Source organism: Delftia sp., from assembly GCF_059499305.1.
In genome coordinates, this window is the sequence record NZ_JCABYI010000009.1 from 334,429 (window position 1) to 359,798 (window position 25,370).

22 protein-coding genes are annotated in these 25,370 nt (G+C 69.6%); 8 read left to right on the plus strand and 14 right to left on the minus strand.

The genetic code is table 11. The annotated features are described in order from the left end of the window. Nucleotides 1-126: 126 nt before the first annotated feature. The gene (locus tag AC5I49_RS07910; RefSeq protein ID WP_016452439.1) at nt 127-1,923 is read right to left on the minus strand and encodes a DEAD/DEAH box helicase; all 1,797 of its coding nucleotides are present in this window, start codon (nt 1,921-1,923) and stop codon (nt 127-129) included. A gap of 267 nt (nt 1,924-2,190) precedes the next feature. Between AC5I49_RS07910 and ettA the strand changes: the two genes are divergently transcribed. The 3 genes from ettA (at nt 2,191) to AC5I49_RS07925 (ending at nt 7,826) form a co-directional block, all read left to right on the plus strand. Next, the gene (gene ettA / locus AC5I49_RS07915) at nt 2,191-3,852 is read left to right on the plus strand and encodes an energy-dependent translational throttle protein EttA (protein WP_016449924.1); all 1,662 of its coding nucleotides are present in this window, start codon (nt 2,191-2,193) and stop codon (nt 3,850-3,852) included. 60 nt (nt 3,853-3,912) lie between these two features. Beyond that, on the plus strand, nt 3,913-6,510 hold the full coding sequence (locus tag AC5I49_RS07920) for a DUF1631 family protein (RefSeq protein ID WP_495789138.1): 2,598 nt from the start codon (nt 3,913-3,915) through the stop codon (nt 6,508-6,510). Between the two features lie 170 nt (nt 6,511-6,680). Further along, on the plus strand, nt 6,681-7,826 hold the full coding sequence (locus AC5I49_RS07925) for an FAD-dependent monooxygenase (protein ID WP_495789139.1): 1,146 nt from the start codon (nt 6,681-6,683) through the stop codon (nt 7,824-7,826). 6 nt (nt 7,827-7,832) lie between these two features. Here AC5I49_RS07925 and AC5I49_RS07930 read toward each other — a convergent pair whose 3' ends face one another. The 10 genes from AC5I49_RS07930 to AC5I49_RS07975 form a co-directional block, all read right to left on the minus strand. Further along, complete coding sequence (locus AC5I49_RS07930) at nt 7,833-8,843, minus strand: P1 family peptidase (RefSeq protein ID WP_016449921.1); 1,011 nt, start codon at nt 8,841-8,843, stop codon at nt 7,833-7,835. Between the two features lie 66 nt (nt 8,844-8,909). After that, nucleotides 8,910-9,311: a copper-binding protein gene (locus tag AC5I49_RS07935; protein ID WP_043791475.1), complete on the minus strand. Its 402-nt coding sequence runs from the start codon at nt 9,309-9,311 to the stop codon at nt 8,910-8,912. A gap of 15 nt (nt 9,312-9,326) precedes the next feature. Further along, a complete protein-coding gene (locus AC5I49_RS07940; protein ID WP_495789140.1) occupies nt 9,327-9,836 on the minus strand; it encodes a DUF411 domain-containing protein in 510 nt (169 codons plus the stop codon). Nucleotides 9,837-9,870: 34 nt separating this feature from the next. Continuing rightward, nucleotides 9,871-10,362 (minus strand): cupredoxin domain-containing protein, encoded by a 492-nt coding sequence (locus tag AC5I49_RS07945; RefSeq protein ID WP_046242186.1) that lies wholly within the window; start codon nt 10,360-10,362, stop codon nt 9,871-9,873. A gap of 20 nt (nt 10,363-10,382) precedes the next feature. Then, the gene (locus AC5I49_RS07950; protein ID WP_495789141.1) at nt 10,383-11,765 is read right to left on the minus strand and encodes a multicopper oxidase family protein; all 1,383 of its coding nucleotides are present in this window, start codon (nt 11,763-11,765) and stop codon (nt 10,383-10,385) included. Between the two features lies 1 nt (nt 11,766). Then, complete coding sequence (locus tag AC5I49_RS07955) at nt 11,767-13,215, minus strand: TolC family protein (protein WP_495789142.1); 1,449 nt, start codon at nt 13,213-13,215, stop codon at nt 11,767-11,769. Further along, on the minus strand, nt 13,212-13,580 hold the full coding sequence (locus AC5I49_RS07960; RefSeq protein ID WP_495789143.1) for a hypothetical protein: 369 nt from the start codon (nt 13,578-13,580) through the stop codon (nt 13,212-13,214). The genes AC5I49_RS07955 and AC5I49_RS07960 overlap by 4 nt, the downstream gene beginning before the upstream one ends. 121 nt (nt 13,581-13,701) lie before the next feature. Continuing rightward, nucleotides 13,702-14,160, minus strand: coding sequence for a hypothetical protein (locus tag AC5I49_RS07965; protein WP_495789144.1), 459 nt, complete (start codon nt 14,158-14,160; stop codon nt 13,702-13,704). 48 nt (nt 14,161-14,208) lie between these two features. After that, nucleotides 14,209-14,595 carry a DUF3703 domain-containing protein gene (locus AC5I49_RS07970; RefSeq protein WP_016449914.1) on the minus strand — a complete coding sequence of 129 codons (387 nt, stop codon included), beginning with the start codon at nt 14,593-14,595 and terminating at the stop codon, nt 14,209-14,211. Further along, on the minus strand, nt 14,592-16,796 hold the full coding sequence (locus AC5I49_RS07975; RefSeq protein ID WP_495789145.1) for a heavy metal translocating P-type ATPase: 2,205 nt from the start codon (nt 16,794-16,796) through the stop codon (nt 14,592-14,594). Before AC5I49_RS07975 ends, AC5I49_RS07970 begins: the two co-directional genes overlap by 4 nt. A 39-nt stretch (nt 16,797-16,835) precedes the next feature. Between AC5I49_RS07975 and AC5I49_RS07980 the strand changes: the two genes are divergently transcribed. From AC5I49_RS07980 to AC5I49_RS07995, 4 genes are all read left to right on the plus strand, one after another. Further along, nucleotides 16,836-17,300 carry a Cd(II)/Pb(II)-responsive transcriptional regulator gene (locus AC5I49_RS07980; RefSeq protein WP_012204764.1) on the plus strand — a complete coding sequence of 155 codons (465 nt, stop codon included), beginning with the start codon at nt 16,836-16,838 and terminating at the stop codon, nt 17,298-17,300. 72 nt (nt 17,301-17,372) lie between these two features. Further along, a complete protein-coding gene (locus AC5I49_RS07985) occupies nt 17,373-18,176 on the plus strand; it encodes an MlaE family ABC transporter permease (RefSeq protein ID WP_012204765.1) in 804 nt (267 codons plus the stop codon). A 65-nt stretch (nt 18,177-18,241) separates the two neighbouring features. Then, a complete protein-coding gene (locus AC5I49_RS07990; RefSeq protein WP_013803088.1) occupies nt 18,242-19,234 on the plus strand; it encodes an MlaD family protein in 993 nt (330 codons plus the stop codon). Beyond that, complete coding sequence (locus AC5I49_RS07995) at nt 19,231-19,989, plus strand: hypothetical protein (protein ID WP_209802113.1); 759 nt, start codon at nt 19,231-19,233, stop codon at nt 19,987-19,989. Before AC5I49_RS07990 ends, AC5I49_RS07995 begins: the two co-directional genes overlap by 4 nt. Nucleotides 19,990-20,048: 59 nt before the next feature. Here AC5I49_RS07995 and AC5I49_RS08000 read toward each other — a convergent pair whose 3' ends face one another. After that, complete coding sequence (locus AC5I49_RS08000) at nt 20,049-20,213, minus strand: hypothetical protein (RefSeq protein ID WP_016449910.1); 165 nt, start codon at nt 20,211-20,213, stop codon at nt 20,049-20,051. 236 nt (nt 20,214-20,449) lie between these two features. Further along, complete coding sequence (locus AC5I49_RS08005) at nt 20,450-21,478, minus strand: porin (RefSeq protein ID WP_016449909.1); 1,029 nt, start codon at nt 21,476-21,478, stop codon at nt 20,450-20,452. 528 nt (nt 21,479-22,006) lie between these two features. Between AC5I49_RS08005 and AC5I49_RS08010 the strand changes: the two genes are divergently transcribed. After that, nucleotides 22,007-22,645, plus strand: coding sequence for a LuxR C-terminal-related transcriptional regulator (locus AC5I49_RS08010; RefSeq protein WP_016449908.1), 639 nt, complete (start codon nt 22,007-22,009; stop codon nt 22,643-22,645). 26 nt (nt 22,646-22,671) lie between these two features. On the opposite strand, the gene AC5I49_RS08015 is transcribed toward AC5I49_RS08010, so the two are convergent. Next, on the minus strand, nt 22,672-25,323 hold the full coding sequence (locus tag AC5I49_RS08015; RefSeq protein WP_495789146.1) for a hybrid sensor histidine kinase/response regulator: 2,652 nt from the start codon (nt 25,321-25,323) through the stop codon (nt 22,672-22,674). Nucleotides 25,324-25,370: the final 47 nt, after the last annotated feature.

Sequence of the window (25,370 nt, forward strand, 5' to 3'; positions counted from 1 at the left end):
CGGCGCGCTGTCGGCTGAAGGCGCAATCTGTGCAATGCAAAAGGGCTGCAGCCCCGGGGAGATGCAGCCCTTTGGGCTGGTGCAATGCCCGGCATGCCGCCTGGCACGCCGGGTATTCAGTGCAGGTCAGCGACCGTAGCCGCCGCGCGAGGAGCCGCCACGGCCACCGCCGCCGAAGCCACCACCGCCGCCGCCGCCACCGCGGTTGAAACCACCGCCGCCGCGGCGGCCGCGTTCGGCCATGGTGTCCACGCTGGTGCGCATCGGGTCGGGTTGGCCGCCACCGGCGCCGCCGCGCGGTCCGCTGCTGCGTGCATGGCCGAGCTGCGTGCCCAGGTGGGCATCAGCGCGCGGGGGCTGGTCGTCGAAGCGACGGCCACCGCCGCCTTCGCCGTCAGGACGCGGGCCGCGACGGGGGGCGTTCTGGGGACCTGCCTTGGGGCGGTGAGCAGCGCCGGAGCCGTTGCCCGGACCGTCGAAGCGGTCGCGGCGCGGCTTGTTGTTGGCGCCTGCGCCGGCGTGGTTGCGGCCACGGCCCTGGCCGCCTGCGCTGCCTTCGGAGCGGCCTTCGTCCGAGCCTGCCTTGGGTGCTGCCTGGCCACGGCCGCCTGCACGACCGCCGCGGTCGGGCTGGGCAGCCTTGTTGGTGCGGATGCGGTCCATCATTTCCTGGCGCGCGGCCTTGGCGGCGGCCTGCATGACGTCACGGCTGGGCGGCTTGCCCGCGCCGCCCCAGATGGTCTGGCGGCCCATGGCGATGGGTTCGGCCACTTCGCCTTCTTCCGGGCCGAAGCCTTCGAGCACCTGCACGGGGATTTCCTGCTTGGTGAAGCGCTCGATGTCCATCATGAAGCCTTCTTCGTCCATGCACACGAGGCTGACGGCATGGCCTTCGCGCCCGGCACGGCCCGTGCGGCCGATGCGGTGCACGTAGTCTTCGGAGACGTTGGGGATTTCGTAGTTCACGACGTGCGGCAGCTCATCGATGTCGATGCCGCGTGCAGCGATGTCGGTGGCCACCAGTGCGCGCAGCTCGCCGGTCTTGAAGCCGGCCAGTGCCTGGGTGCGTGCGCTCTGGCTCTTGTTGCCGTGCAGCGCCATGGCGCTGATGTTGTTCTTGGTCAGGAATTCGGCAACGTTGTTGGCGCCGAACTTGGTGCGCGTGAACACCAGAACCTGGCTCCAGTTGTTCTCGTTGATGATGTGCAGCAGCACCTGCTTTTTCTTGCCGCGGCCCACGGGGTGGATCACCTGGGTGATGCGCTGCACGGTGGTGTTGCTGGGCGTGACCTGGATGGACTGCGGATTGCGCAGCAGGCCGTTGGCCAGGTCGCGGATCTCGTCGCTGAAGGTGGCCGAGAACAGCAGGCTTTGCTTTTCCTTGGGCACCAGGGCCAGCACCTTCTTGACGTCGTGGATGAAGCCCATGTCCAGCATGCGGTCGGCTTCGTCGAGCACCAGGACTTCGACGGTGGACAGGTCCATGAAGCCTTGCTGCTGCAGATCCAGCAGGCGGCCCGGCGTGGCGACCAGGATGTCCACGCCCTTCTTGATGCGGTCGATCTGGGGCTTCATGCCCACGCCGCCGAAGATGACGGTGGAGTTGATGTCCAGGTACTTCGCGTAGCTGCGCACCGATTCCTCGACCTGCGCTGCGAGTTCACGCGTGGGCGTCAGCACCAGGGCGCGGATGCCCTTGCCGCCGAACTTGTTGCGCGGCACCTGGCCTTGCGAGAGACGGTGCAGCATGGGCAGGGTGAAGGCCGCGGTCTTGCCGGTGCCGGTCTGGGCGCCTGCCAGCAGGTCGTGGCCGGCGAGCACCGCCGGAATGGCCTGTGCCTGGATGGGAGTCGGGTTCTCGTAACCCTCCTCAAGCACGGCCTTCAGAATGGCGGGAGCCAGATTCAGTTCTTCAAATGTCATGTGATCAAAGATGCGCCCGTCCGGGGCGCTGGGTATCAGCCTGCCGAGGCAACCAGGGCGGTTGCCGGACCAGTCGTAGGCGGATGAGGTTCAATGTCGGGAGCCTGGAAAACAGCGTCCATCGTCCCCAGCTGGAATGCTGATGTCACGGGCAACTGGAACCCGCAACGCAGGGTATTGTCGCATGCGCCGATAATCACGGCTGGCGTGCAACCGATTTGTTGCCCGGTTTTTGCAGAAATCAACGATTCAAGTACTCGGACCAGAATGGCTCAATACGTTTTTTCGATGAACCACCTCACCAAGACCGTGCCGCCCAAGCGGCAGATCTTGAAGGATATCTCTCTCAGCTTTTTCCCGGGCGCCAAGATCGGCGTGCTGGGTCTGAACGGCTCTGGCAAGTCCTCGCTGCTCAAGATCATGGCCGGGGTGGACAAGGAATTCGAAGGCGAGGCGCTGCCCATGCAGGGCCTGTCCATCGGCTATCTGCCGCAGGAGCCTCAGCTCAATCCAGAGCACACGGTGCGCCAGGCTGTGGAAGAGGCCATGGCCGAAGTCAACGCGGCCCGCGCGCGCCTCGATGAAATCTACGCCGCCTACGCCGAGCCCGACGCCGACTTCGACGCGCTGGCTGCCGAGCAAGGCGAGCTGGAAGCCAAGATCGCCGCTGCCGGCACCGACTCCGAGCACCAGCTGGAGATCGCCGCCGACGCCCTGCGCCTGCCGGCCTGGGACGCCGTGATCGGCAAGCTGTCCGGCGGCGAGAAGCGCCGCGTGGCGCTGTGCAAGCTGCTGCTGTCCAAGCCCGACATGCTGCTGCTGGACGAGCCCACCAACCACTTGGACGCCGAGTCCGTGGAATGGCTGGAGCAGTTCCTGCACCGCTTCACCGGCACCGTGGTGGCCATCACCCACGATCGCTACTTCCTGGACAACGCTGCCGAGTGGATCCTGGAACTGGACCGTGGCCACGGCATTCCCTACAAGGGCAACTACTCCGAGTGGCTGATCCAGAAGCAAAACCGCCTGGAGTCCGAGCAAAAGGGCGAGGAAGCCCGTGCCAAGGCCCTGAAGAAGGAACTGGAGTGGGTTCGCCAGAACGCCAAGGGCCGCCAGGCCAAGTCCAAGGCCCGTATCGCGCGCTTCGAGGAACTGAGCGATTTCGAATACCAAAAGCGCAATGAAACCCAGGAAATCTTCATTCCTGTGGCCGAGCGCCTGGGCACCCAGGTCATCGAGTTCAACAACGTCACCAAGAGCTTTGGCGACCGCGTGCTCATCGACAACCTGACCATGAACATCCCCGCTGGCGCCATCGTCGGCATCATCGGCCCCAACGGCGCCGGCAAGTCCACGCTGTTCAAGCTGATCGCGGGGCGCGAGCAGGCCGATTCCGGCGAAGTCATCGTGGGCCAGACGGTCAAGATGGCCTATGTGGAGCAGACGCGTGACGCGCTGGCCAACGACAAGACGGTGTGGGAAGACATCTCGGGCGGGCTGGACATCATCAACGTCGGCAAGTTCCAGATGGCCTCGCGCGCCTACGCAGGCCGCTTCAACTTCAACGGACAGGACCAGCAAAAGAAGGTCGGCAACCTCTCCGGCGGCGAGCGCGGCCGCCTGCACCTGGCCAAGACGCTGATCCAGGGCGGCAACGTGCTGCTGCTGGACGAACCCTCCAACGACCTGGACGTGGAAACCCTGCGCGCGCTGGAAGATGCGCTGCTGGAGTACGCGGGCACGGTGCTGGTGATCTCCCACGATCGCTGGTTCCTCGACCGCATCGCCACGCACATCCTGGCCGCCGAAGGCGATTCGCAGTGGGTGTATTTCGACGGCAACTACCAGGAGTACGAAGCCGATAAGAAAAAGCGTCTGGGCGAAGAAGGCGCCAAGCCCAAGCGCATGCGCTACAAGGCACTGAAGTAAGCATCAAAGGCAAGCCTCAAAGCGCCTCCGGCACGGGCTGGAGCCTGTATTCTTCGGGCCATGAATCCTCCACCCGTTTCTGTTGCCGCGTTGCAGGCCTGCCTGGTGCAGGCTGTCCGCGGCTCGGAGGCGCTGATCCTGCGGCTGCTGCAGCGCACGGCTCATGCCATGGAGCAGGCCGAGCTGCCTGGCTCCGGCCTGCCGCGCCGCGCTGAAATCCCCGAGGCGCTGGAATTGCTGGCCCGCCACCGGGCCGCCATGCTCAAGGGCTATGGGCTGGCGCTGCTGGAATGCTTTGGCCAATCCGGTGGCGCTGCCGCCTGGCCGCCGGTGCCGGGCATCTCCGGTGCGTCCGGTGTGCCCGGCACCACCGATTTCGCCTCCCTCTCTCTGCTGGATGACTCCGTGCTGCAGTCGCAGCTGGCCCACCAGCGCCTGCTGCAGCATGTGGCGCCGCAGGTGGAGATCGCACTGGCCGAGCTCGATGCCCTGGTCAGCGCCATCCAGGGCCTGGACCGTGTCCAGCCCGAACGCAACCCGCTCAGGCCCCACAACTATGTGCAGGCGCTGCAGCGCGTGATCGACGACACCGGGGTCGAGCCCGAATGCGCCGCCTGCTGGCTGGGCTTCATGCGCGAGCATCTGGGCGCATTGCTGGTATCCGAGTACGGCCATGTGGCCCAGTCCCTGCGCGACCAGGGCGTGCAGCCTGCCGCCTATGGCGTGGCACCGCCGCCCGAGCCGGGCCGGCGCCAGACCGACATGCCGGGGCCGAACCGCTGGCGTGCGCCTTCACACTATGGCGATGCCGTGGCACAGAGCCGCGCCTACGGTGCCTTCGGCCAGCAGGCGCAGGAAGATGAGCTGACGCGGCGCCTGGTGGCCGCCCTGCTGTCCGACCCCCGCTGGATGGATTCACACCGCGAGGCGCCCGCTGCGGCGCCTTCTTCCATGCTGGCGCTGGCCCAACCATCCGCCTATTCCGTGCCCGGGCAGTTTGCGCCGGCCATGGACGGCGCAAGCCGGCTGCAGACCACCGCCTGGCAGGGCAGCGAGACGGCACCCACCGTGCTGGCGGCGCTGCCCGAAGGCTGGACCTCGCTGAGCTGCATGGCGCTGGAGTCCGTGCAGCACCACTCGGCCCAGCTGGAGCAGCTGATGCAGGCCCTGCAGCCGCAGGAGCCGCAGGAGCCTCCCCCGGGCGCGCGCGCCGACGACGGCGCGGCGCTGCATACGCTGCAGCGCATGATGCGCTTCATGGCCGCCGACACGCGCCTGCTGCCTTCCGTGCAGCGCACGGTGGGCCGGCTGGAGCCGCTGCTGCAGCAGCTGGTGGTCCAGGACACGCGCTTTTTCGAGGACCGCAATCACCCTGCGCGCCAGTTGCTCGACGAGCTGACGGCGCGCAGCCTGTGGTTCGACAGTGAATCCGCACCGGGCTATGGCCAGTTCCTGCAGGTGGCCGATTCCGCTGCCATGCGGCTGGCGGCCCTGCAGCGCGCCGATGCATCGGCCTTTGCCACGGTGCTGCAGCAGCTGCGTGACGGTTGGGGCGGCAGCGGCATGCAGCCCGTGGGCCCGAGCGAAGCACCTGAAGATGGCACGGTGACCGGCCCCGTCTCGGCCGCGCTCCGGCGCGTGGAAGGGCGGCGTGCGGACCCGCGCTGGCCGGAAACCGCCATGCCCCGGGCCGAGCAGATCGCAGCCGCCATCCGGCGCCTGCCCAGTGCCCAGGGCGTACCCGATGACATCCTGGAATTCGCCACGGGGCCGTGGGCCCAGGTGATTGCCAGCGTCCAGGAGCCTGTGGACGGCAGCGAGGCCCGCGACCCCGGCGGCTACCTCGCCCTGGTGCCCAGCCTGCTGTGGAGCGTGTCCGCACACGCCGGCCGCGATACCGACCGGCTGGTGGCGCTGGCGCCGCGCCTGCAGGCCCGGCTGCGCGCCGGCCTGCGCAGCGTGGGGCGCACGGAGGAGGAGATCCAGGCCTTTGCCGCGCGCCTGGCCGGCCTGCACCAGGATGCGCTGGATGCCGGTGTGGTCCGCCAGCCCATAGAGAGCGTGGATATTTATCTGGACTCCGTGCCGCCCACCGTCTATGGGTCGGACTCGGTGCTGGCGTCCCTGCCTTCCCGGTTCGATGCTGCCAGGCCAGGCCAGGCCAGGCCCGTCCAGGCAAGGCCCGGCTCCTCGGCAGCGCGCCTGCCACAGTCGTTGTTCGGCGTGGCGGCCTCCATGCCGGTGCCGCTGGATGTGCCGCAGCCCATGGCGAGCGATATGGCGCACGAGATGGCCACCCTGACCGAGCAGGATCTGGAGCTGCCCGAGGCGCTGCAGGACGAGCTGCCTGCCCCCCCGGCCGTTGCGGCGTCGCCGACCAGGATGCCTGGCGAGCCTGCCGGGCCCCAGGTGACGCCGCATGCGACATCCGTGGCACCTGCACCTGAACCTGTGGCGCCCGTGGTCTCCGAGGACTGGGCGCTGGGCACCTGGGTGGAGCTGTCCAATGCCCGGCAGAGCATCCGCACCCAGCTGACCTGGGTCAGCCCGCAGCAGACGCTGTTCCTGTTCACGGCCACCGATGGCAGCACCCAGTCCATGACGCGCCGCATGCGCGACAAGCTGCTGGCGCAAGGGCAGCTGCGGCGCGTGGACTGAGGCGCCTGCCGGACATGCGCCGGCGCCGATGGGGACGAATCGTGCCCAATTCGGGCGTTGCGGAGGTTGAGGCTTGAGGCGCGTCAAAAAGACAATGTCCTGCATCGATGCGCCCCGGATCATGGGGCGCATCACCACCGAATAGACCCCACCAGCAGGAGACAGGAACCATGGCGCGTTTGAGGATAGGCATCGTCGGAGCAGGCATTGGCGGATTGGCGGCAGCCAATGCGCTGCACCAGGCAGGGCATGAAGTATTGGTGTTCGAGCAAAGCCGGCAGTTCCTGCGCGTGGGCGCGGACATCAACCTCACGCCCAATGCCGTGCGCGCCCTCGATGGCCTGGGCGCCGACATCGCCGCCGCCGTGCGCGCCAGCGCCGCACGGCCCACACACCGCATCAGCCGCAACTGGGACACGGGCGAGGAAACCTCGCGCCTGACCATGGGTGACGAGGCCGAGCGCAAATACGGCGCACCCCAGCTCACCATCCACCGCGCGGACCTGCTGGCGGCCCTGGCCGATGCCTTTCCGCTGGACCAGGTGCAGTTGGGCAAGCGCGCCAGCCAGATCACGCAGACGGGGCAAGGCGTGGACATCGCCTTCACCGATGGCAGCGAAATGGCCGGGCTGGACGCACTCATTGGCGCGGACGGCATCCACTCCGTGGTGCGCGCGGCCCTGTTCGGCGCCGAGAGCCCGCGCTTCACGGGCGTGGTGGCCTTCCGCGCGGTGGTGCCCACCGAGCGCGTGCGCCATGTGCCCGACATCCAGGCCTTCACCAAATGGTGGGGCGCCACGCCGCAAAGCCAGATCGTGACCTTTCCGCTGAACCAGGGGCGCGATACCTTCATCTTTGCCACCACGGCCCAGGAATCGTGGCATGAGGAATCCTGGACCACGCCGGGCAGCGTCGAGGAGTTGCGCGGCTTCTATGCCGATTTCCATCCCGACGCGCGGGCGCTGCTCGACGCCTGCGACACGGTGCTCAAGACCGCGCTGTACGAGCGCGATCCCCTGCCGGCCTGGTCGCAGGACCGCATCACGCTGCTGGGCGATGCCTGCCACCCGATGATGCCCTTCATGGCCCAGGGTGCGGGCATGGCCATCGAGGATGCCGTGGTGCTGGCGCGCAACCTGGACGCTGCCCAGGGATCGCAGCAGGTGCCCGCTGCCCTGGCGCGCTACCAGGCCATGCGCATGCACCGCACCAGCGAGATCCAGATCGGCTCGCGCGGCAACAACTGGCTGCGCGCCGGTGGCAATGCCGATGGCGTCTACGGCTACGACGCCTGGGCGGTGGCACTGCAGGCCTGAACCCGGTCAGGGCCGGCAGGCGGCCAGCTCCCTGGCACAGGGCAGCTCCAGCCCTTCGGCCGTGGTCAGCGACTGCGCGGCCAGCACGGCGCGCACCGTGGCCAGGGCCACGGCCTCGGCGGCCATGGCGGACAGGGTCAGCATGCCCAGCGAGTGCTCGGCCAGGCCCGTGCCCAGGGCGAACAGGGTGTCGCCATCGCTCATGGTGTGCACGGGTCGTATGGCACGTGCCAGGCCGTCATGGGCCACCACGGCCAGGCGCTGGGCCTGGGCCTTGGTGATGCGTGCATCGGTGGCAACCACGCCGATGGTGGTGTTGGTGCCTGCCAGCAGCGGCCGGGGCTCTTCGCCGCGCAGCAAGGCACGGCAGGTGTCGTGCAGCTGGCGGCCATCGGGGCTGCGCGCGCCGGCCAGCAGCACGCCGCTGTGGGGATCGACCACATCGCCCACGGCATTGCAGGCGATGAGCGCGCCCACGGTGACTCCGTGCACGGTGAGCGAGGCCGTGCCGATGCCACCCTTCATGGCGCGATCCATGCCGAAGACCTTGCCCACGCAGGCGCCCATGCCGGCGCCCACATTGCCCTCGGCAGGCCGCGCGGCGCTGGCGGCCTGGCAGGCCGCATGGCCGGCATCGGCCCCTGGGCGGATGCGGCTGTCGCCCACCGCCAGGTCGAACAGCACGGCGGCCGGCACGATGGGCACGCGGCCCACGCCCACATCCAGCCCTATGCCCTGCTCGTCCAGCCAGCGCATGGCGCCGCTGGCCGCGTCCAGCCCCCAGGCACTGCCACCGGAGAGCATGACGGCATGCACCTGCTGCACCAGGTTGGAGGGATGCAGCAGGTCGGTCTCGCGCGTGCCGGGGGCGGCGCCACGCACATCGCAGCCTCCCACGGCACCGCCGCGCGCCAGCACGACGGTGCAGCCCGTGGGGCGGCGGGCATCGGTGTGGTGGCCCACCTCGATGCCCTGTACGCGGGTGATGGAGCCGGGGTCTGAGTCGGTGCTTGGCATGCGCTGCTCTGCTCTGTGATGGACAGGCCTTCACCTTAGCCGAAACGGCAGCCCTGCACCCGGTCTTCAGCGCAGCACTTCCAGCTGCGTGACCACGAAGGCGCCCTGGTCCTGCTCGGCGCGAAAGCGCACCTTGTCGCCGGCCTTGAGGGCGGGCTCGGGTGCTGCCACGCGCAGCTGGAAGACCATGGTCATGGGCGGCATGCCCAGGTTCTTGAGTTCGCCGTGGCGCAGCGTGACCTTGCTGGTGCGTGCATCCCAGCGCGTGACCTCGCCTTCGCTGAGGTCCTGGCTGGCGGCGGCGGGTGCGGTTTCGGCAGATTGCGCGCCATGCGCCGCATGGTCGTGGGCCGTGGCCTGGGCACAGGCCCAGGCCGGGATCAGCGCGGCGGCAAGTGCCAGGCGCACGGCAAGGGCGGTACGGGACGTACGGGACGTACGGGAAACAAGGAGGACTGTGTTGTGCATGGTGTGCTCCGGGGGTCAGCGGTAGCTGGTGAAGGTGCGGGTGGAAACGTCGCTGTTCATGAGGTTCTTGGTGATGAGCAGCACCTCGTAGGGGTCCTTGCGGCCGCCGTACTCGGGGCCGTCCATGCCGGGGCTGCCCACGGGCATGCCGGGCACTGCAATGCCTACCGCCTTGGGCTTTTGCCTGAGCAGCTTGTGCACGTCGGCCGCAGGCACATGGCCTTCGAGCGCATAGCCTTCGACCAGGGCCGTGTGGCAGGAGCCCAGGCGCGCCGGAATGCCCAGCCTGGCGCGCACGGCGCTGTTGCCGGTGTCGTGCACGGTGACGGCAAAGCCGTTGTGCTCCATGTGCACCACCCAGTCCTGGCAGCAGCCGCAGTTGGGGTCCTTCCAGACCTCCACCGGGATGCGGGCCGTGGGTGCAGCCGCCCACAGCGAAGGGGCGGCGAATGCCGTGCAGGCCAGGGCCATGCGGCGCAGCGCACTGCGGCGCGGGTGGGCGGATGCCATGCGTTCATGTTCCATGGGGTGCTCCTGAAGGGGGGAAGAAGTGGCGCGCTCATTGCGTCACGGTGATGGTTCCGCGCATGCCGGCCTGGTAGTGGCCGGGGATGAGGCAGGCAAAGTCGAAGCTGCCTTCGCGGTTGAAATTCCAGACCAGGTCGCCGGATTGGCCGGGCGAGACATGGGCCATGTAGGGCTCGCCGTGCTCCATGGTGGGGAACTTGAGCATCATCTGCGCGTGCTCGTCCAGCGAGGCCGGCGTGCCCAGCACGATCTCGTGCATGACCTGGCCCTTGTTGGCCACGCGCAGGCGCACCGTCTCGCCGCGCCTGACGCTGATGCGCTCTGGTGTGAAGCGCATGTTGTCGCTCATGTCCAGGGTGATGGTGCGCCGGGCGGCCGAGGCATCGCCGGCAATGCCCCAGGGCTTTTGCTCCTTGACCGCGGCGGCCTTGGGAGCGTCATCGTGGGTTTCGCTGCCATGGGCGAAGACGGCGGCGGGGCCGGCAAGCAGTGCCGTGGCGAGGAGGAGGGCAAAGGTGTTCATGAGGTGCTCCTTGGATGGCATCAGTGGTGATCATGGCCCGCACCTGGCTTGCGCACGCTGGGTGCGCCGGGGGACTGGCCGGGCGTGGTCTGGCGCGGTGCGGAGGCCTCGGCCGCCGGCCCCTTCCATTCATAGGCCACGCGGCCCTTGGGGTGGTTGAACCAGCCCGGGTCGCCGTAGTCGTTGGCGCCCAGCTGCTCGCGCACCTTGAGGGTGGTGAACATGCCGCCCATCTCGAGGGGGCCGAAGGGGCCCGTGCCCGTCATCATCGGGAAGGTGTTGTCGGGCAGCGGCATCTCCATGGCGGCCATGTCGCCCATGCCGCGCTCGCCCATGACCATGTAGTCGGGCACGATCTTCTGGATCTTGCCGACCAGGCCCCGGTGGTCCACGCCGATCATGGTCGGCGTGTCGTGGCCCATGGCGCCCATGGTGTGGTGGCTCTTGTGGCAGTGCAGGGCCCAGTCGCCCAGCTCGTCGGCGATGAACTCCACCTGCCGCATCTGGCCCACGGCCACGTCCGTGGTCACCTCGGGCCAGCGTGCGGACCGGGGCACGGGGCCGCCGTCTGTGCCCGTGACCTCGAATTCGTGGCCATGCACGTGGATGGGGTGGTTGGTCATGGTCAGGTTGCCCACGCGCAGGCGCACGCGGTCGCCGCGCCGGGCGACGACGGGGCTGATGGCGGGGAACACCCGGCTGTTGAAGGTCCAGATGTTGAAGTCCGTCATCTCGGCCACGCGTGGGGTCATGGAGCCGGGCTCCACGTCGTAGGCCGACAGCAGGAAGGCGTAGTCGCGCTGGACCTCGGCGATCTGCGGGTGCGCCGCCTTCGGGTGCGTGATCCACAGGCCCATCATTCCCATGGCCATCTGCACCATCTCGTCGGCATGCGGGTGGTACATGAAGGTGCCGGGACGGCGCGCCGTGAACTCGTAGACAAAGGTCTTGCCGGGCGGGATGTGCGGCTGGGTCAGGCCGCCCACGCCGTCCATGCCGTTGGGCAGGCGCTGGCCGTGCCAGTGCACGGTGGTGTGCTCGGGCAGGCGGTTGGTCACGAAGATGCGGACCTGGTCGCCTTCCACCACCTCGATGGTCGGTCCCGGGCTCTGGCCGTTGTAGCCCCACATGTTGACGAAGAAGCCCGGCGCCACCTCGCGCACCACGGGCTCGGCCACCAGGTGGAATTCCTTGACGCCTGCGTTCATGCGCCAGGGGGTGGTCCAGCCGTTGAGCGTGACCACGGGGCGGTAGGGGCGGCCGTTGGGCGGGGCCAGTGGCGCGGCGGTTTCGGCCGAGGACTGGGTCGCTGCCTCGGGCAGGGCGGCCAGGGCCACGCGGCTGACGGCGGCACTGGAGACGGCGGCCACGGCGGCGCCGGTGAAGAAATTGCGGCGGTTCATGTCAGTGGCTCGCTTCGTTGGTGGGGGTGGGCGCGGCAGCGCTGGCGGCAGCCTGGATGGCTCCCGGCGACGTGCCGGTCAGTGCCAGCTGCAGGTCGGTCTCTGCCAGCCAGAAGTCGCGCTGCGCATCGGTGGCGGTGGCCACGGCCTGGGCGCTGCTGCGGGCCTCGGCCAGCAACTGCCAGACGCTGACGAACATGCCGTTGTAGCGAAGCATGGTTTCGTCCTGGATGAAGCGGCGCAGCGGCAGCACCTCGGCCTGCTGCTGGTGGGCCAGGTCCCAGGCCGTGCGGTAGCGCATCCAGCTGCTGCGCGCCTCGGCGCGCGCCTGGATGGCGCCTTGCTGCAGCTGGGCCGCGCTGCGCTGCAGCTCGGCGCGCGCGCGGCCGCTGGCAGCGCCGCCCCAGTCGAACAGCGGCAGGGGCAGGTCGATCTCCCAGCCGCGTGTCACATCACTGTGGCCAGTGGCCCGGTCCGTGGCGGTGTTGCGGCTGTAGCCCAGGCCGATGTCGCCGAAGATGGCGCCGGCGCGCGCCCAGCCCCGGCGCTCGCCCAGATGGTCCAGGTCGCGGCGCAGGGCGCGCAGGTCCAGGCGCTCGCGCAGCGCGGTGGCCTCGGCATCGTCCCCGGCGCGCAACTGCGTGGCGGCCTGCGGGATGGCGGGCAACTGGTCGGGCAGCTTGAAATCGATGCGCCGTCCCCACAGACCCATCAGGCGGGCCAGTTGCTCATGCTCGGCCGTGGCGGCCAGGCGCGCACGCGCCAGCTGGGCTGCGGTGTTCTGCTGGATACTGAGCTCGCGCGCCTGCTGCAGCCGGCTGAAGTTGCCCACGCGGGCCATGCGCCGCGCCAGCTCGGCACCGGCCTCGGCCGCCTCGTGCATGCGCTCGCTGGACGCCAGCTGCTGGCGTGCGGCCACGGCGCGCAGCCAGGCGCGGCGTGTGTCGGCGGCCAGCCGCAGCACGTCCTGCGCGGCGGTCAGGGTGGCCTGTTCCATCTGCATGCCCTGCCAGCGGCTGCGCCAGGGCAGGGTGATCAGGCTGACCAGGCCAAAGCTCAGCTGGCGCTCGATCTCGCGCTCGTCGCTGTTGACCATGCGGCCCAGGGTCAGCGTGGGGTTGGGCAGTGTCAGGGCCTGCACGCGGTCTGCATCCTGCACGCCCAGTTGTGCCAGGCGCGCCTGCAGGCCGGGGTTGTTGAGCAGTGCGATGCGCACGGACTGGTCCATGTCCAGCGGCTGGCGCAGCCACTCGTCGATGCGCTGCTGCGCCGCGTCGCGGGCCTGCAGATCGGTTGGCGGCAGTTCGGCGCCGTCCGGCAGGCGGCTGGCGGTATGGGACTGGACCGCGCCGCGCAGGCCGTCGGGCGAGATGCTGGCGCAGCCGGCCAGGGCCAGCACGGCAGCCATGGCGCCGACCAGCCGGGTGGGGGCGAAGACGGTGCGCTTCATGGCCGGCCTCCGTGCTGCAGGTGAGAGCCGTGCGGGGACGGCGCAGGCGTGGATCGGCCGGCCTGGGCCGCCTCCCAGCGCAGGATGTCCATATGGCCGTTGGGAAACTCGGCCACGGCAGCGTTGGCCTGGCGCCAGTCGGTCAGTTCGGTTTCCACGGCGCCACTGGCCGGCAGCGCGGCATGGCGCAGCGGCAGGCTGGCCGCAGCCGGATCGATGGCGCCGGTCAGGCCTGCGGAGGAAGAGGCCGGGGGGAGGCTGCCGTCATGGGCTTGGGCCCAGGCCGCGGGGCTGGAGACGGCAAGGGCCGCCAGCCCGAAATGGATGAGGGGGATGAGGGGGGCGAGAAAATGCGCTCGGCGCATGGTGATCTCCTGAATGCGTAACGGGTGACGCATCCGCAGCCAAGCGCCCTGCCATGCCCGAGAACGGGCTGCCCATGGACGGGCGGCAGGGATGGCGCGGACGCACTTCGGGCGTCAGGCTTCAGGAAATGGGTGGCTTGATGGCCTGCAGCTTGGCCGCGCTGGCAAAGCGCGTGCTGCCTTGGGGGCGCAGTGCGGCGGACGGCGCAGCGCCGTCCGAACCGATCTGGCCAGGGGTGAAAAGGGCCGAATGGCAGATGCCGCACAGGGTGCAGCTGGGGCCGTGTTCATGCTCGCCGCAGCCGCCGCCCGCAGGGCTGCCGGCCTGGGGGGAGCAGTCTGCACTGTGCTCGGCGTGCGACGTATGCGAGGGGTGAGAGGGCTGCTCCGTGGCGTGTACCGGATGCCGTTCATGGCTGTCCGGCGACTGCGCGATCTCCGGCGCATGGTGGTGGAGTGCGGAGTCCGACGCCAATGCGACGGCCGGAGCCGGGGCGCCCATCACCGGAGCCGCCCCCATGGCCATGGCATCGCCCAGCAGGCCACGCAGGACCAGCAGCAAGACCAGGACAATGGACAAGGGGCGACGCATAGGCATGGATGATACCGGACGGTGCCGCGAAGTTCCTCAGGTGCGGGCCCTCTGCCCGGGCGGGCGGCGCGTGGTGCGCAGTGCTTCGGCGATCAGCGCCGATATGGCGGGTGGCATGTCCATGGGCAGGGTGGCCGGCACCGTGGTGCGGCCGGTATTGCCGCGCGGCAGCCGGTCCAGCAGATGGCCTGCGGGCACCAGGGCCAGGCGCAGCAGCTGGCCGGCGACCTCCCTGCCGTCGCGCAGCTGCAGCGCGTGGCGCAGCATCCAGCAGTGGGATCGCCAGTGCAGGCCCAGCAGCTGCTGGCCCAGCACATGGCTGGCCTCCAGCAGCAGCCAGCGCTGTGCGGGCGCCTGGTCCTGGCTTGAACGGAAGCTGTGCAGCAGGTGGGTGAAGGCGGCGCGGCGCTGGGCGTCGGTCATGCCGTCTCCCGGTCGCTGCCCCAGCGGCGCAGCCGCAGGCCGTTGCCGACCACCAGCAGGCTCACGCCCATGTCGGCGAGCACAGCCAGCCACATGCTGGCGTTGCCGGCCAGGGCCAGCGCGAAGAACACCAGCTTGACGCCCAACGACAGGGCGATGTTCTGCCAGAGCACGGCGTGGGCGCTGCGCGACAGTTCCACCACCTCGGGCAGGCGGCGCAGGTCGTCGTTCATCAGCACCACGTCGGCGGTTTCCATGGCCATGCCCGTGCTGTGCATGCCGCCCATGGCAAAGCCGATGTCGGCCTGGGCCAGGGCCGGCGCGTCGTTGATGCCGTCGCCCGTCATGGCGGTGGGGCCTCGTGTGCGTTGCAGCTCGGCCAGTGCGTCGAGCTTGTCCTGCGGCAGCAGGCCGCCGCGCGCGTCCTGGATGCCGGCTTCGGCAGCGATGGAGCGCACGGTGGCCGTGTTGTCGCCGCTGAGCACCACGGGCTGCACGCCCAGGGCCTGCAGGCGCGCCACGGCCTCGCGGGCCTGGGGCCGCAACGGGTCGGCCACGGCGAACAGGGCCCGCACGCCGCTGCTGTCGGCCAGCAGGGTCACGGTGCGGCCCTGGGCTTCGTGCATCGCCAGGCTGGCACGCAGCGCGGCGCTGTCCCAGCCTTGCTCCTGCACCCAGCGCAGGTTGGCCAGGGTCCAGAGCTGGCCGTCGATCTCGGCCTGCACGCCACGGCCGGGCAGGGCCAGCAGCTTGCTGACCGAGGCCCGCGCGGCATCGGCGGCCACGGCGGCGTCGGCCTGGAGGCCGGAAGCAATGGCGCGCGAGACCGGGTGGTCCGAGCGGCCGGCCAGGGCCAGGGCGCGCGCGGCGGGCAGGGCGGGGCCAGGGGCGGCGTCCCGGGCTGCATCCTCTTCGCTCCAGGACTTCCATTCGACCAGCTTCGGGCTGCCCGTGGTCAGCGTGCCGGTCTTGTCCAGGGCAATGGCGCGCAGCTTGCGCGCCGATTCCAGCGCCTGGCCTCCCTTGATCAGCAGGCCGCGGCGTGCAGCCGCCGTGAGCGCGCTGACCACGGTGACGGGGGTGGACAGCACGAGGGCGCAGGGGCAGGAGATGACCAGCAGGGCCAGGGCCTGGTAGGCCGCGTCATGCCAGCTCCAGTCCATGACCAGCGGCGCCAGCACCGCCAGCGCAATGGCCAGCACCAGCACGATGGGCGTGTAGACGGCGGCAAAGCGATCGACAAAGCGCTGGGTGGGTGCCTTGGAGGCCTGGGCCTGCTCCACGGCATGGACGATGCGCGCAATCAGGCTGTCATTGGCCGCCGAGGTGACGCGCATCTGCAGCTCGCCATCCTGGTTGATGCTGCCGGCGTAGAGCTCGTCGCCCGGGGCCTTGTCGGCCAGGGCGCTTTCTCCGGTGATGGGCGCCTGGTTGACCGAGCTTTGGCCTCGCAGGACCACGCCGTCCAGCGGCACGCGCGCGCCGGGGGCCACGCGCACGGTGGCTTCCAGCGCCACGTCGGCGGCCGCCACGCGCTGAACGCTGCCGTCGGGCTGGAGCACGTCGGCCGTCTCGGGCGCCATCTGCAGCAGGCTGCGGATGGCATTGCGCGCGCGGTCCATGGCCTGGTCCTCGATGCGCTCTGCCGCGGCGTACAGGGCCATGACCATGGCGGCCTCGGGCCACTGGCCGATGGCGAAGGCACCCGTGACGGCAATGGCCATCAGCGCATGGATGCCCAGCTTCAGGCGCAGCACGTCGCGGATGCCGGCCTTGTAGACGCCCAGGCCCGACAGGGCAATCGCCAGTATGGCCACGGCCATGCCGCCGTATTGCAGGGCCGGCACGCCGCCCTGGGAGCCGCTGAACCAGTGGGCGGCTTCGGCCAGCACGGCTGCAATCAGCGCGGCCGTGATGCGCGGCCAGCCGGGCAGCACGCTGTGGTCATGGCCGGCATGGGGATCGCTCTCGTCGTGACCGTGGTCATGGTCGTGGTCATGGGCGTGATCGTGGCCCTCGCCGTGCGCATGCGAGTGGCCATGGGCCTTCTTGCGGGCCGGCGTGGGCTGGGTGATGGTGAAGGGCGCGCAGCAATCGGTGCCGCAGGCGGAAGACGGCGAAGTCGAGGCGGGCGTGGAATGGGTTGGGAAGGCTTTCAGGGCCTCGTTGCCCTGAGGGCTTGGCAGGCGATTGGAGTTCATGCGAGCATTGGAAACGGTGAAGTCACTTCAAGGTCAAGCATGTCACAGCATGAATCTGCGCGCTGGCGCATCGGCGAGGCGGCCAAGCGTTCCGGCGTGGCCGCCGCCAACATCCGCTACTACGAGAAGGAAAGGCTGCTGAGCGCGGGCGTGCGCGAGGACAACCAGTACCGGCTGTACAGCGACAGCGATGTGCACCGGCTGCGCTTCATCCGCCTGTGCCGCGCCATGGACATGTCGCTGGACGAGGTGCGCACCCTGCTGGCGCTGGACGGCGCCAGCAAGGCCGACTGCGTGGCTGCCAACGAAACCCTGGATGCCCACCTGGGCCATGTGCGCGAGCGCCTGGCCGAGCTGCGCGCGCTGGAGCATGAGCTGATGCAACTGCGCAGCCAGTGCGACGGGTCGGCCAGCTACTGCCATCTGATCGAGGCCTTGCACGCCCAGGCCGACGAGCCGCTGGCACCCGCCCTGGGCAGCTCCGGCGCCAAGCGCCATGTGTAGCGCCGTCCGCGGCTGCCTGTCTTGCGCCGGCGTCCGACGGACCGTCCCGGTACGGCTCGCTATCATCGACCGATGAGCCTCAGCCACGCAGCCCTGTCCCTTCCCGACCGCATCTGGGCGGCGCTGCGCGACCATGCGCTGGCCTGGTGGCGCAGCGTCTACCTGGGCGCCGTGCTGCTGGTGCTGGCCATGTCCCCTTCCAGCTACCGGCGCGGCGCGCGGCGTGCCATGGCGCACCAGATCTATGTGCAGACCGGGCCCATCCTGCTGGGCTTCACGGCGCTGGCGGCGCTGTTGTGCGCGGTGATCACGCGCATCGTCATCGTCACGGCGCTGAGCTATGGGCTGTCGCGCTATGCGCTGGAGATGGTGGTGCGCGTGCTGGTGATCGAGCTGATCCCGCTGACGGCCGCACTGTTCGTGGCCATGCGCTGCACCATTCCCAATGGCACGCTGATTGCGCAGCTGCGCGCGCGGGGCCAGCTCCAGGCCTGGCAGGAGCGCGGCTCCGACCCGCTGCGCATGGCCCTGGTGCCGCGCGCCGCCGGTGGCGTGTTCGCCTCGGTCACGCTGGCCGTGCTCAGCTGCGTGGTGGCCCTGGTCACCGTCTACCTGAGCGTCTATGGCTTCACGCTGGCGGGCCTGCCCGGCTACACGCGCATCTTCGGCCAGATCTTCACGCCGGCCGTGACCCTGGTCTTCGTGCTCAAGACCTGGTTCTTCAGCCTCACCGTGGCCATCATGCCCATGGCTTCCGGCCTGTATGCGCCGCTGCGGCGCCACCGGCTCGGCGGCGCGGCGCTGGGCGGCTTTGCGCGCATGTTTGCCGTGCTGCTGGTGATCGAGGTGATCTCGCTCATGGGCAACTACTACTGAGCACGCCCGCTGAACTCCACGAACCCCACATGCACGGCAAGGCCCGTGCCAGAACAAGGAATGCCATGACCGATACGCGGCGCACGCCGCCAGACCCCTGGGACGGCGAGGAAATCGAGGCCCTCAAGCCCGTGGCGCACCTGCGCGCCAAGGCCGCGGGCCTGCTGCTGTTCACGCTGGTGCTGATTCTTGGATCGGCCCTGTACCTGCTGTACTCGCGCGGCGTGTTCGACGCCACGCAGCGCCTGGTGCTCACGGCCGACGACTCCGAGGGCGTGAGCGTGGGCATGGACATGACTTTCTCGGGCTTTCCGATCGGGCGCGTGCGCCGCATCGAGCTGGCCGAAGACGGCAATGTGCGCATCCTCATCGACGTGCCGCGCAAGGACGCGCACTGGCTGCGCGAGTCCAGCGTCTTCACCCTGGTCAAGGGGCTGGTGGGTGGCACCACCATCAAGGCCTACAGCGGCATCCTCAGCGATCCGCCGCTGCCCGACGAGGCCGTGCGCCCCGTGCTGCGCGGCGATGCCACGGCCGAGCTGCCGCAGATCATGTCCACGGCCAAGGAAGTGCTGGGCAACATCGCCCAGCTCACCGCGCCGGATTCGGCCCTGGGCGGGTCGCTGACCGAGCTGCGGGGCCTGGCCGGCCGGGCCCAGGGGCCGGGCGGCGTGCTCGGCGTGGTCATGGGCAGCGAGCAGGAGGCGCGCAAGGTCACGGCCCTGCTGGACCGCGCCAATGCCACGCTGGCCCGCATGGAGCGCATGGTGGCGCGGGCCGACAGCCAGGTGTTCGACGCCGGCGGCGTCATGCCCGAGGTGCGTTCCACCGTGGTGCAGCTCAACGGCCTGCTGGCCGATACGCGCCGCACGCTGGGCAAGGTGGACGCCGTGCTGGCCGAGGCCCAGGCCGTGGGCTCCAATGCGCGCGAGGCCACGGCCGACCTGGGCGCCCTGCGCGCCGAGGTGGAGGGCAACCTGCGCCGCCTCGAAGGCGTGCTGGCCGACCTGCAGCGCAAGTGGCCGTTTGCCCATCAACCGGAGTTGAAGCTGCCATGAGTGCTGCCGCCAAGAAACTTTCTGCCGCAACCCTCCTGGCGCGCCATGCCGTCGCCGGCGCCGTGCTGACCCTGGTGCTGGCAGGCTGCAGCAGCCGCCCGCCCGCACCGGACTGGGCGCTGAATGCCGAATCTGCGTCCCAGCGCGCCTCCACCGCCTACCTGGAAGGCCGCCAGCGCGTGCAGGCCCTGGAATGGGACAAGGCCCGCGCCGAGGTGGCCGCCACGGGCCGCACCGACCTGGCCGCGCGCCTTGAACTGATGCGCTGCGCGGCCCAGGTGGCCAGTCTGGAATGGGACGACTGCCCCGGCTACCAGGCGCTGGCGCTTGACGCGGCGCCAGCCGAGGCCGCCTATGCGCGCTATTTGCAAGGCAGGCCCCGGCCCGAAGACATTGCGCTATTGCCGGAACTACAGCGCCCCGTGGCGCAGGCGCTGCTGGGTGCGCCTGCCTCGGCGCTGGCTGCCGTGGGCGCCATCAAGGAGCCGCTGCCCCGGCTGGTGGCGGCCGGCGCGGCCTTGCGGGCGGGGGCGGCACAGCCGCAGTTGCTGGAGCTGGGTGCCGAGACCGCCTCGGCCCAGGGCTGGCGCCGGGCGGTGATGGCCTGGCTGCTGCTGCAGGCCAGGGCCCATGATCAGGCGGGCGAGGTGGACAAGGCCCAGGCCGTCAGGCGCAGGCTGGCGCTGCTGGAGAAGACGGCCAGCGGTGGGGGCGCATCGGCAGGTACATCAACCGGCGCATCGGCCGGTAAATGAAAACAGCGCCAGTCCGCAAGGGATGGCGCTGAGCAGGCATTTGCAGGCGCTTGCAGGGCCTACATCGACGACAGCAGGGCGCCCGGGTCTTTTTGCAGCAAGGTGTCTGCGGCCGGGGCGGCGCTGTCCAGCCACAAGGTGGCAACGCTGGCGGCGACGGCAAGCAATACCGTTGCGGTGAAGGCAATGAAGGGATGACGTCCGAAGGGGCTGGGTCTGCGCATGGTGCACCTCCTGTCTGGCAGCGCAGGCAGAGCATGGGGCTGGGCCTGGACTCCATTGCACACCGGATTGCGCAGCGTGGCTGTCGGACAATCGCTTTCTCTCTTGACGTTCGTGAAAAAGCGGTGGGAGAAATTCCCTATCGATCTTCAGAAGGCCGAAAAAAAAAGCGAGGCAGGGCCTCGCTGAAAGTTCGGGACGTAAGTCCCCGGCCCGTGCTGGCAGGCCAGGCGTCGCCTTAGAAACGGTGGCGGATACCCGCGATCAGGCTGGTGCCCGACTTCAGGTCCGTGATGCGGTCGTGCATCAGCACGGTGTACACATCGGTGCGCTTGGACAGGTAGTGGTCGTAGCCCAGGCTGGCCGTGGTGCGCGTGGAGTCCACGGCGCCGATCTCGGCCTTGGTGCGGGCCAGGGCTGCCTTGATGGTGCCGGCGCTGCTCACGGGCACGTCCAGGCCCAGCGAGTAGGTGCTGTTCTTGCGGTCCAGGTCCTTGACCTTGGCCTGGCCGTAGGTCGCGTACAGCTTGGCCACTTCGAAGTTGTAGGTGCCGCCCAGCATCCAGTCGGTCTTGGTGGGCATGACGGCCAGGCTCACGGGGTTGCTGATCTGGGCGCGTTCGTAGAAGGCCACCAGGCTCAGCGGGCCGCCGAAGTACATGGCGTTCACGCCGATGTTCTTCTTGCCGGAGTCGCCGCCCTTTTCACCGAACTGGTAGTGGACGTTGGCCTGCAGGCCGCCGAACTTGGGCGTGCTGTAGACGATCTGGTTGCTCCAGCCGGTGTCCGACGGCGTGGTCAGGTTGGCCGAGCCCCAGGCTGCCGTGCCCACGTTGGCGTGCAGCACCAGCGGGGAGATGGTGAAGGAGTCGCCGAAGGGGTTGGTCAGGATGGTGGGCAGGAAGTTGGGCGCCATGCCGCGGCCCAGGCGCACCGTGCCGAAGCCGCCGGACAGGCCGACGTTGGCATCGCGCGAGAAGTACGGGTCGCCGTCGAAGCGGCCGGGGCTGCCGGTGTCCACGCGCATGAAGGCCGTCAGCTGGAAATCGACCTTCAGGCCGCCGCCCAGGTCTTCCTGGCCCTTCATGCCCCACCAGGAGGTGGTCATGCCGCCCGAACCCACGACGCCCTTGCCGCTGGCGTCGCCAGCCATGCGCATGGAGCCGGCATAGGCGTCCACCAGGCCCGTCAGCTGGACCGAGCTTTGGGCGTGTGCAGCGCCGGCGCAGGCCAGTGCAGCGGCCAGTGCGATGAAGGAACGTTTCATGTTGAGGAGTCTTTCATTGTTGGATAGTGGAAACGGTTGGCCAGTGCTGTGACCGGGGCAGACGATGAGGCAAACGCCCTGGGCGGGCTATGTGGCAAACCTGGGACAGTGGCGTTTTCGCATCAGGGTCCGGCCGGTGTCGGCGTGCCTTTGCGGTGCGCGCGCGAGGCAGTCCAGACTGGCTAAGCCGCGTATTACAACGCATCCCAGCCATTGCACCGGCCAGAAAGTGGTGTCTTTGACACAGTTATGACGAAACTTAATTTGTGTTTTGCACTCTCGCGGCTTGAACGCTGCCGTGCACTGGGTTGGGGCCGGGGCACCAGGCCTGTGCAGCAGGTCCTTGCAAGAGGGCTCAAAGGTCAATTCAGGGCTCCTTGTTCGTCGGTTGGAGGAAGATTTCCGCCTGTTGCCAGGCCTGTGGCTGCAACTGATTGCAAACGGCGTGCCAGCCTGCAACCCGGCCACCGGCCTCCACGGGGGTCCATGAGCCGGGCATGTGTTTGCAGACGTGTCAGACTCGCGCCCATGTCCGAATCCACCCTGCTCGTTGCCGATGACCACCCGCTGTTCCGCGCTGCGGTGATCCATGTGCTGCGCGAGGCCCTGCCGCAGTTCGCCGTGCTGGAGGCCGCAAGCGCTGCGACCCTGGGGGCGGCGCTGCAGCAGCACCCCGAGATCGAACTGGTGCTGCTGGACCTGGCCATGCCGGGCGCGCGCGGCTTCTCCGCGCTGCTGCATGTGCGCGGCGAGTACCCCGACATTCCGGTGGTGGTGATCTCATCCAACGACCATCCGCGCGTGATCCGCCGTGCCCAGCAGTTCGGTGCTGCAGGCTTCATTCCGAAGTCGGCGCCGGCCGAGGCCATAGGCACGGCCCTGCAGGAAGTGCTGGACGGCGGCAGCTGGTTCCCGCCCATGGCCGCCGAGCGCTCCGAGGCCGACGCCGCGCTGGCCGCGCGACTGGCCCAGCTCACGCCCCAGCAGTTCCGCGTGCTGCTGTGCCTGGCCGACGGCCTGCTCAACAAACAGATCGCCCATGAACTGGGGCTGGCCGAGAACACCGTCAAGGTGCATGTGACGGCCATTCTCAAGAAGCTGGAGTGCTACAGCCGCACGCAGGCTGCCGTGCTGGTCAAGAGCCTGGAGAACGACGGCACGGCCTGAACTCCATGCCGCGGCGTGCCGTGCCCCTACCGGTGGCGCAGCAGCATCTGGCTCATGAGCGCGCGCAGCGCGGGCGGGCGCACGGGCTTGGCCAGAAAGCCCCAGCCGCGCTCGGCCGCCTGGCGGCGCAGCATGCCGTCGCGCTCGGCCGTGACCAGGATCACGGGCGGCGACTGGCCCCAGCGCTGGCACAGCTGCGCGTAGACATCGGGGCCGTGCAACTGGCCCAGGCGCACATCGAGCAGCACCAGTTGCGGTGCCTCGCCGGGCGCGGCCAGCGCCAGCGCCTCGGTCGGGCCGCCGGCCAGCGGCACGCTGCAGCCCCAGCGCTGCAGCAGGGCGCGCATGGCGGTGCAGGACTGGGGATCGTCCTCCACATACCAGGCGTTCATGCCCTGCAGCGGTGCATCCTGGTCCGGGTCGCCGGTATGCGCGCTTGCGGCGATCTGCGGCACGGCGCCCGGGTCGCCCAGCGGCACGCAGACCCAGAACACGCTGCCCCGGCCCAGTTGCGAGCGCAGGCCGATCTCATGGCCCAGCAGCCGGCCCAGGCGCTCGACGATGGCCAGGCCCAGCCCGGCGCCACGGTCGTCGCCATGGCCCTCGTCCAGGCGGCGGAATTCCTCGAAGATCTCGTGCTGCAGGCTCTCGGGAATGCCCGGTCCCTGGTCGTGCACCTCGATGCGCAACTGCTGGCCCTGGCGCCGGCAGCCGATGACGATGCGGCCCTGGCGCGTGTAGCGTATGGCGTTGGACAGGAAGTTCTGCAGGATGCGGCGCAGCAGGGCCTCGTCGCTGCGCACCACGCAGCGCGTGTCCACCGCGCTCAGGCGCAGGCCCCGGCTTTCGGCCAGGATGCCGAAGTTGTGGCGCATGACCTGCAGCAGCGGGCCCAGCGCGAAGTCGCGCACGCGCACCTCCAGCTGGCCCGATTCCATGCGCGAGATGTCCAGCAGGCTGCCCAGGATGGCGTCCTGCGCGGCCAGGGCGCCGTCGATGCTGTCGGCCACGTGGCGGCCCGCCTCGTCATGCAGATGGCTGCGCAGCAGGGAGCTGAACATGCGCGCGGCGTTCAGAGGCTGCAGCAGGTCGTGCACCGCAGCGGCCACGAAACGGGTCTTGTAGCGGTTGGCCTGCTCGGCCTCGCGCTTGGCCTCGGCCAGGTCGCGCGTGCGCTCGGCAATGCGCTGCTCCAGCGCATCGGCCAGCGAGCGCAGCTCGCGCGCGGCGTTCTTGTAGCTGGTGATGTCGGCATAGCTGGTGACGAAGCCGCCGTCGGGCAGCGGGTTGCCGCGGATCTCCAGCACCGTGCCGTCGTCCTTGGTACTTTCGCGCAGGTGCGGGCTGCCGCTGCGCAGATGCTGCAGCCGCCGGTGGATGGCCTCTTCGATGGGGCCGGGCCCCAGCAGGCCGCGCCGGGCGTTGTACCGAAACAGGTTCTCTATGGGCTGACCCGTGCGCAGCAGTTCGGAGGGAAAGCGGAACAGCTCCACGTAGCGCGAGTTCCAGGCCACCAGGTTGAGGTCGGCATCGATCACCACCACGCCCTGGGGCAGGTGCTCCAGGCTGCGGCTCAGGCCCGTGTCGGCCTGGCGCGCGGCCTGGACGATGCCGTCCTGGGCCGTGCGCAGCTCCTGGGCATGCTGGCGCAGCACGGTCTCCAGCTCCAGGCGGCTGCGCAGGCGCAGCGCGGCCAGCCGCCTGCGCTGGCGCACGAACAGCACCAGCATGCCCAGGGCCAGCCAGCCGCCCGCCGCCGCCGCCGCCGCCCAGCGGCTGGCCACGGTGCTGGCCTGCGTGTCATGCAGCAGGTGCAACTGCCAGTCGCTGCCGGGCAGGGGCAGGGTCTGCCACAGCGTGGTGCCGGGCAGGGCGGGTTCCTGCATCTGCACCAGGCGGCTGCCTTGCTCCAGGCCCTGGCGCACCCGGTAGCGCATGGGGTGCAGTTCCTGGTCGATGTACTGGCGCGTGGCGGCCAGGTCCGCCTCGTCGGCGGGGCTCAGGGGTGACAGCAGGCGGTAGCGCCAGTCGGGCTGGCTGGCCAGGAAGACCACGCCGTGCTCGTCCGAGGCCATGACCACGTCAGGCGTCTGCAGCCATTCGCGCTCCAGCTCCAGCAGCGCGATCTTGATCACCACCAGGCCCGCGACGGCGTTCTGTTCGTCCAGGATGGCCTGCGAGAGGAAGTAGCCCGGCAGGCCCGTGGTCAGGCCAATGCCGTAGAACCGCCCGCTGCCGCGCGACAGCGCCTGCTGCACATAGGGCCTGAAGCTGTAGTCCACGCCCACGTTGCTGCGCGTCTCGCGCCAGTTGCTGGCGGCCAGGGCCGTGCCGTGGCGGTCGATCAGGGTCAGCGTGGACGACTGGCTGGCGCCGTTGGCCTGCTCCAGCTTGCGGTTCAGGGCATCGACCTCGGCGGCGGACAGCGGGTGGGTGAGGGCGGCGCGCAGCTGCGCATCCAGCGCCAGCACCTCGGGCAGGGTGCGGTAGCGGTCTATGCGCTGGCCCAGGGCCTGGGCGTAGAGGCTGAGCTGGCGCTGCACGCTTTCGGCCTCGCCGCGCAGGGCGCGGTGGTAGACCAGTTCCCCGGCCAGCAGCATGCAGGCGAGCATGCCGCCGAACAGCAGCAGCAGGGTCCAGAAGGAGCGGCGTGAAGGGCGTCGAACGGGTTGGGGCATGGTGGTCTGGGCCCGATTGGGCGCCAGCTTGGTGCCTTCCAGGGACG

Bases quoted from the DNA above. Each gene is read 5' to 3' on its own strand.
- AC5I49_RS07940 (WP_495789140.1), bottom strand. From the start codon at position 9,836: ATGGAACATGAACGCATGGCATCCGCCCACCCGCGCCGCAGTGCGCTG.
- AC5I49_RS07960 (WP_495789143.1), bottom strand. From the start codon at position 13,580: ATGCGCCGAGCGCATTTTCTCGCCCCCCTCATCCCCCTCATCCATTTC.
- AC5I49_RS07925 (WP_495789139.1), top strand. From the start codon at position 6,681: ATGGCGCGTTTGAGGATAGGCATCGTCGGAGCAGGCATTGGCGGATTG.
- AC5I49_RS07985 (WP_012204765.1), top strand. From the start codon at position 17,373: ATGAGCCTCAGCCACGCAGCCCTGTCCCTTCCCGACCGCATCTGGGCG.
- AC5I49_RS07945 (WP_046242186.1), bottom strand. From the start codon at position 10,362: ATGAACACCTTTGCCCTCCTCCTCGCCACGGCACTGCTTGCCGGCCCC.
- AC5I49_RS07935 (WP_043791475.1), bottom strand. From the start codon at position 9,311: ATGCACAACACAGTCCTCCTTGTTTCCCGTACGTCCCGTACGTCCCGT.
- AC5I49_RS08000 (WP_016449910.1), bottom strand. From the start codon at position 20,213: ATGCGCAGACCCAGCCCCTTCGGACGTCATCCCTTCATTGCCTTCACC.
- AC5I49_RS08005 (WP_016449909.1), bottom strand. From the start codon at position 21,478: ATGAAACGTTCCTTCATCGCACTGGCCGCTGCACTGGCCTGCGCCGGC.
- ettA (WP_016449924.1), top strand. From the start codon at position 2,191: ATGGCTCAATACGTTTTTTCGATGAACCACCTCACCAAGACCGTGCCG.
- AC5I49_RS08015 (WP_495789146.1), bottom strand. From the start codon at position 25,323: ATGCCCCAACCCGTTCGACGCCCTTCACGCCGCTCCTTCTGGACCCTG.
- AC5I49_RS07990 (WP_013803088.1), top strand. From the start codon at position 18,242: ATGACCGATACGCGGCGCACGCCGCCAGACCCCTGGGACGGCGAGGAA.
- AC5I49_RS07975 (WP_495789145.1), bottom strand. From the start codon at position 16,796: ATGAACTCCAATCGCCTGCCAAGCCCTCAGGGCAACGAGGCCCTGAAA.
- AC5I49_RS08010 (WP_016449908.1), top strand. From the start codon at position 22,007: ATGTCCGAATCCACCCTGCTCGTTGCCGATGACCACCCGCTGTTCCGC.
- AC5I49_RS07920 (WP_495789138.1), top strand. From the start codon at position 3,913: ATGAATCCTCCACCCGTTTCTGTTGCCGCGTTGCAGGCCTGCCTGGTG.
- AC5I49_RS07995 (WP_209802113.1), top strand. From the start codon at position 19,231: ATGAGTGCTGCCGCCAAGAAACTTTCTGCCGCAACCCTCCTGGCGCGC.
- AC5I49_RS07955 (WP_495789142.1), bottom strand. From the start codon at position 13,215: ATGAAGCGCACCGTCTTCGCCCCCACCCGGCTGGTCGGCGCCATGGCT.
- AC5I49_RS07970 (WP_016449914.1), bottom strand. From the start codon at position 14,595: ATGACCGACGCCCAGCGCCGCGCCGCCTTCACCCACCTGCTGCACAGC.
- AC5I49_RS07910 (WP_016452439.1), bottom strand. From the start codon at position 1,923: ATGACATTTGAAGAACTGAATCTGGCTCCCGCCATTCTGAAGGCCGTG.
- AC5I49_RS07950 (WP_495789141.1), bottom strand. From the start codon at position 11,765: ATGAACCGCCGCAATTTCTTCACCGGCGCCGCCGTGGCCGCCGTCTCC.
- AC5I49_RS07930 (WP_016449921.1), bottom strand. From the start codon at position 8,843: ATGCCAAGCACCGACTCAGACCCCGGCTCCATCACCCGCGTACAGGGC.
- AC5I49_RS07980 (WP_012204764.1), top strand. From the start codon at position 16,836: ATGTCACAGCATGAATCTGCGCGCTGGCGCATCGGCGAGGCGGCCAAG.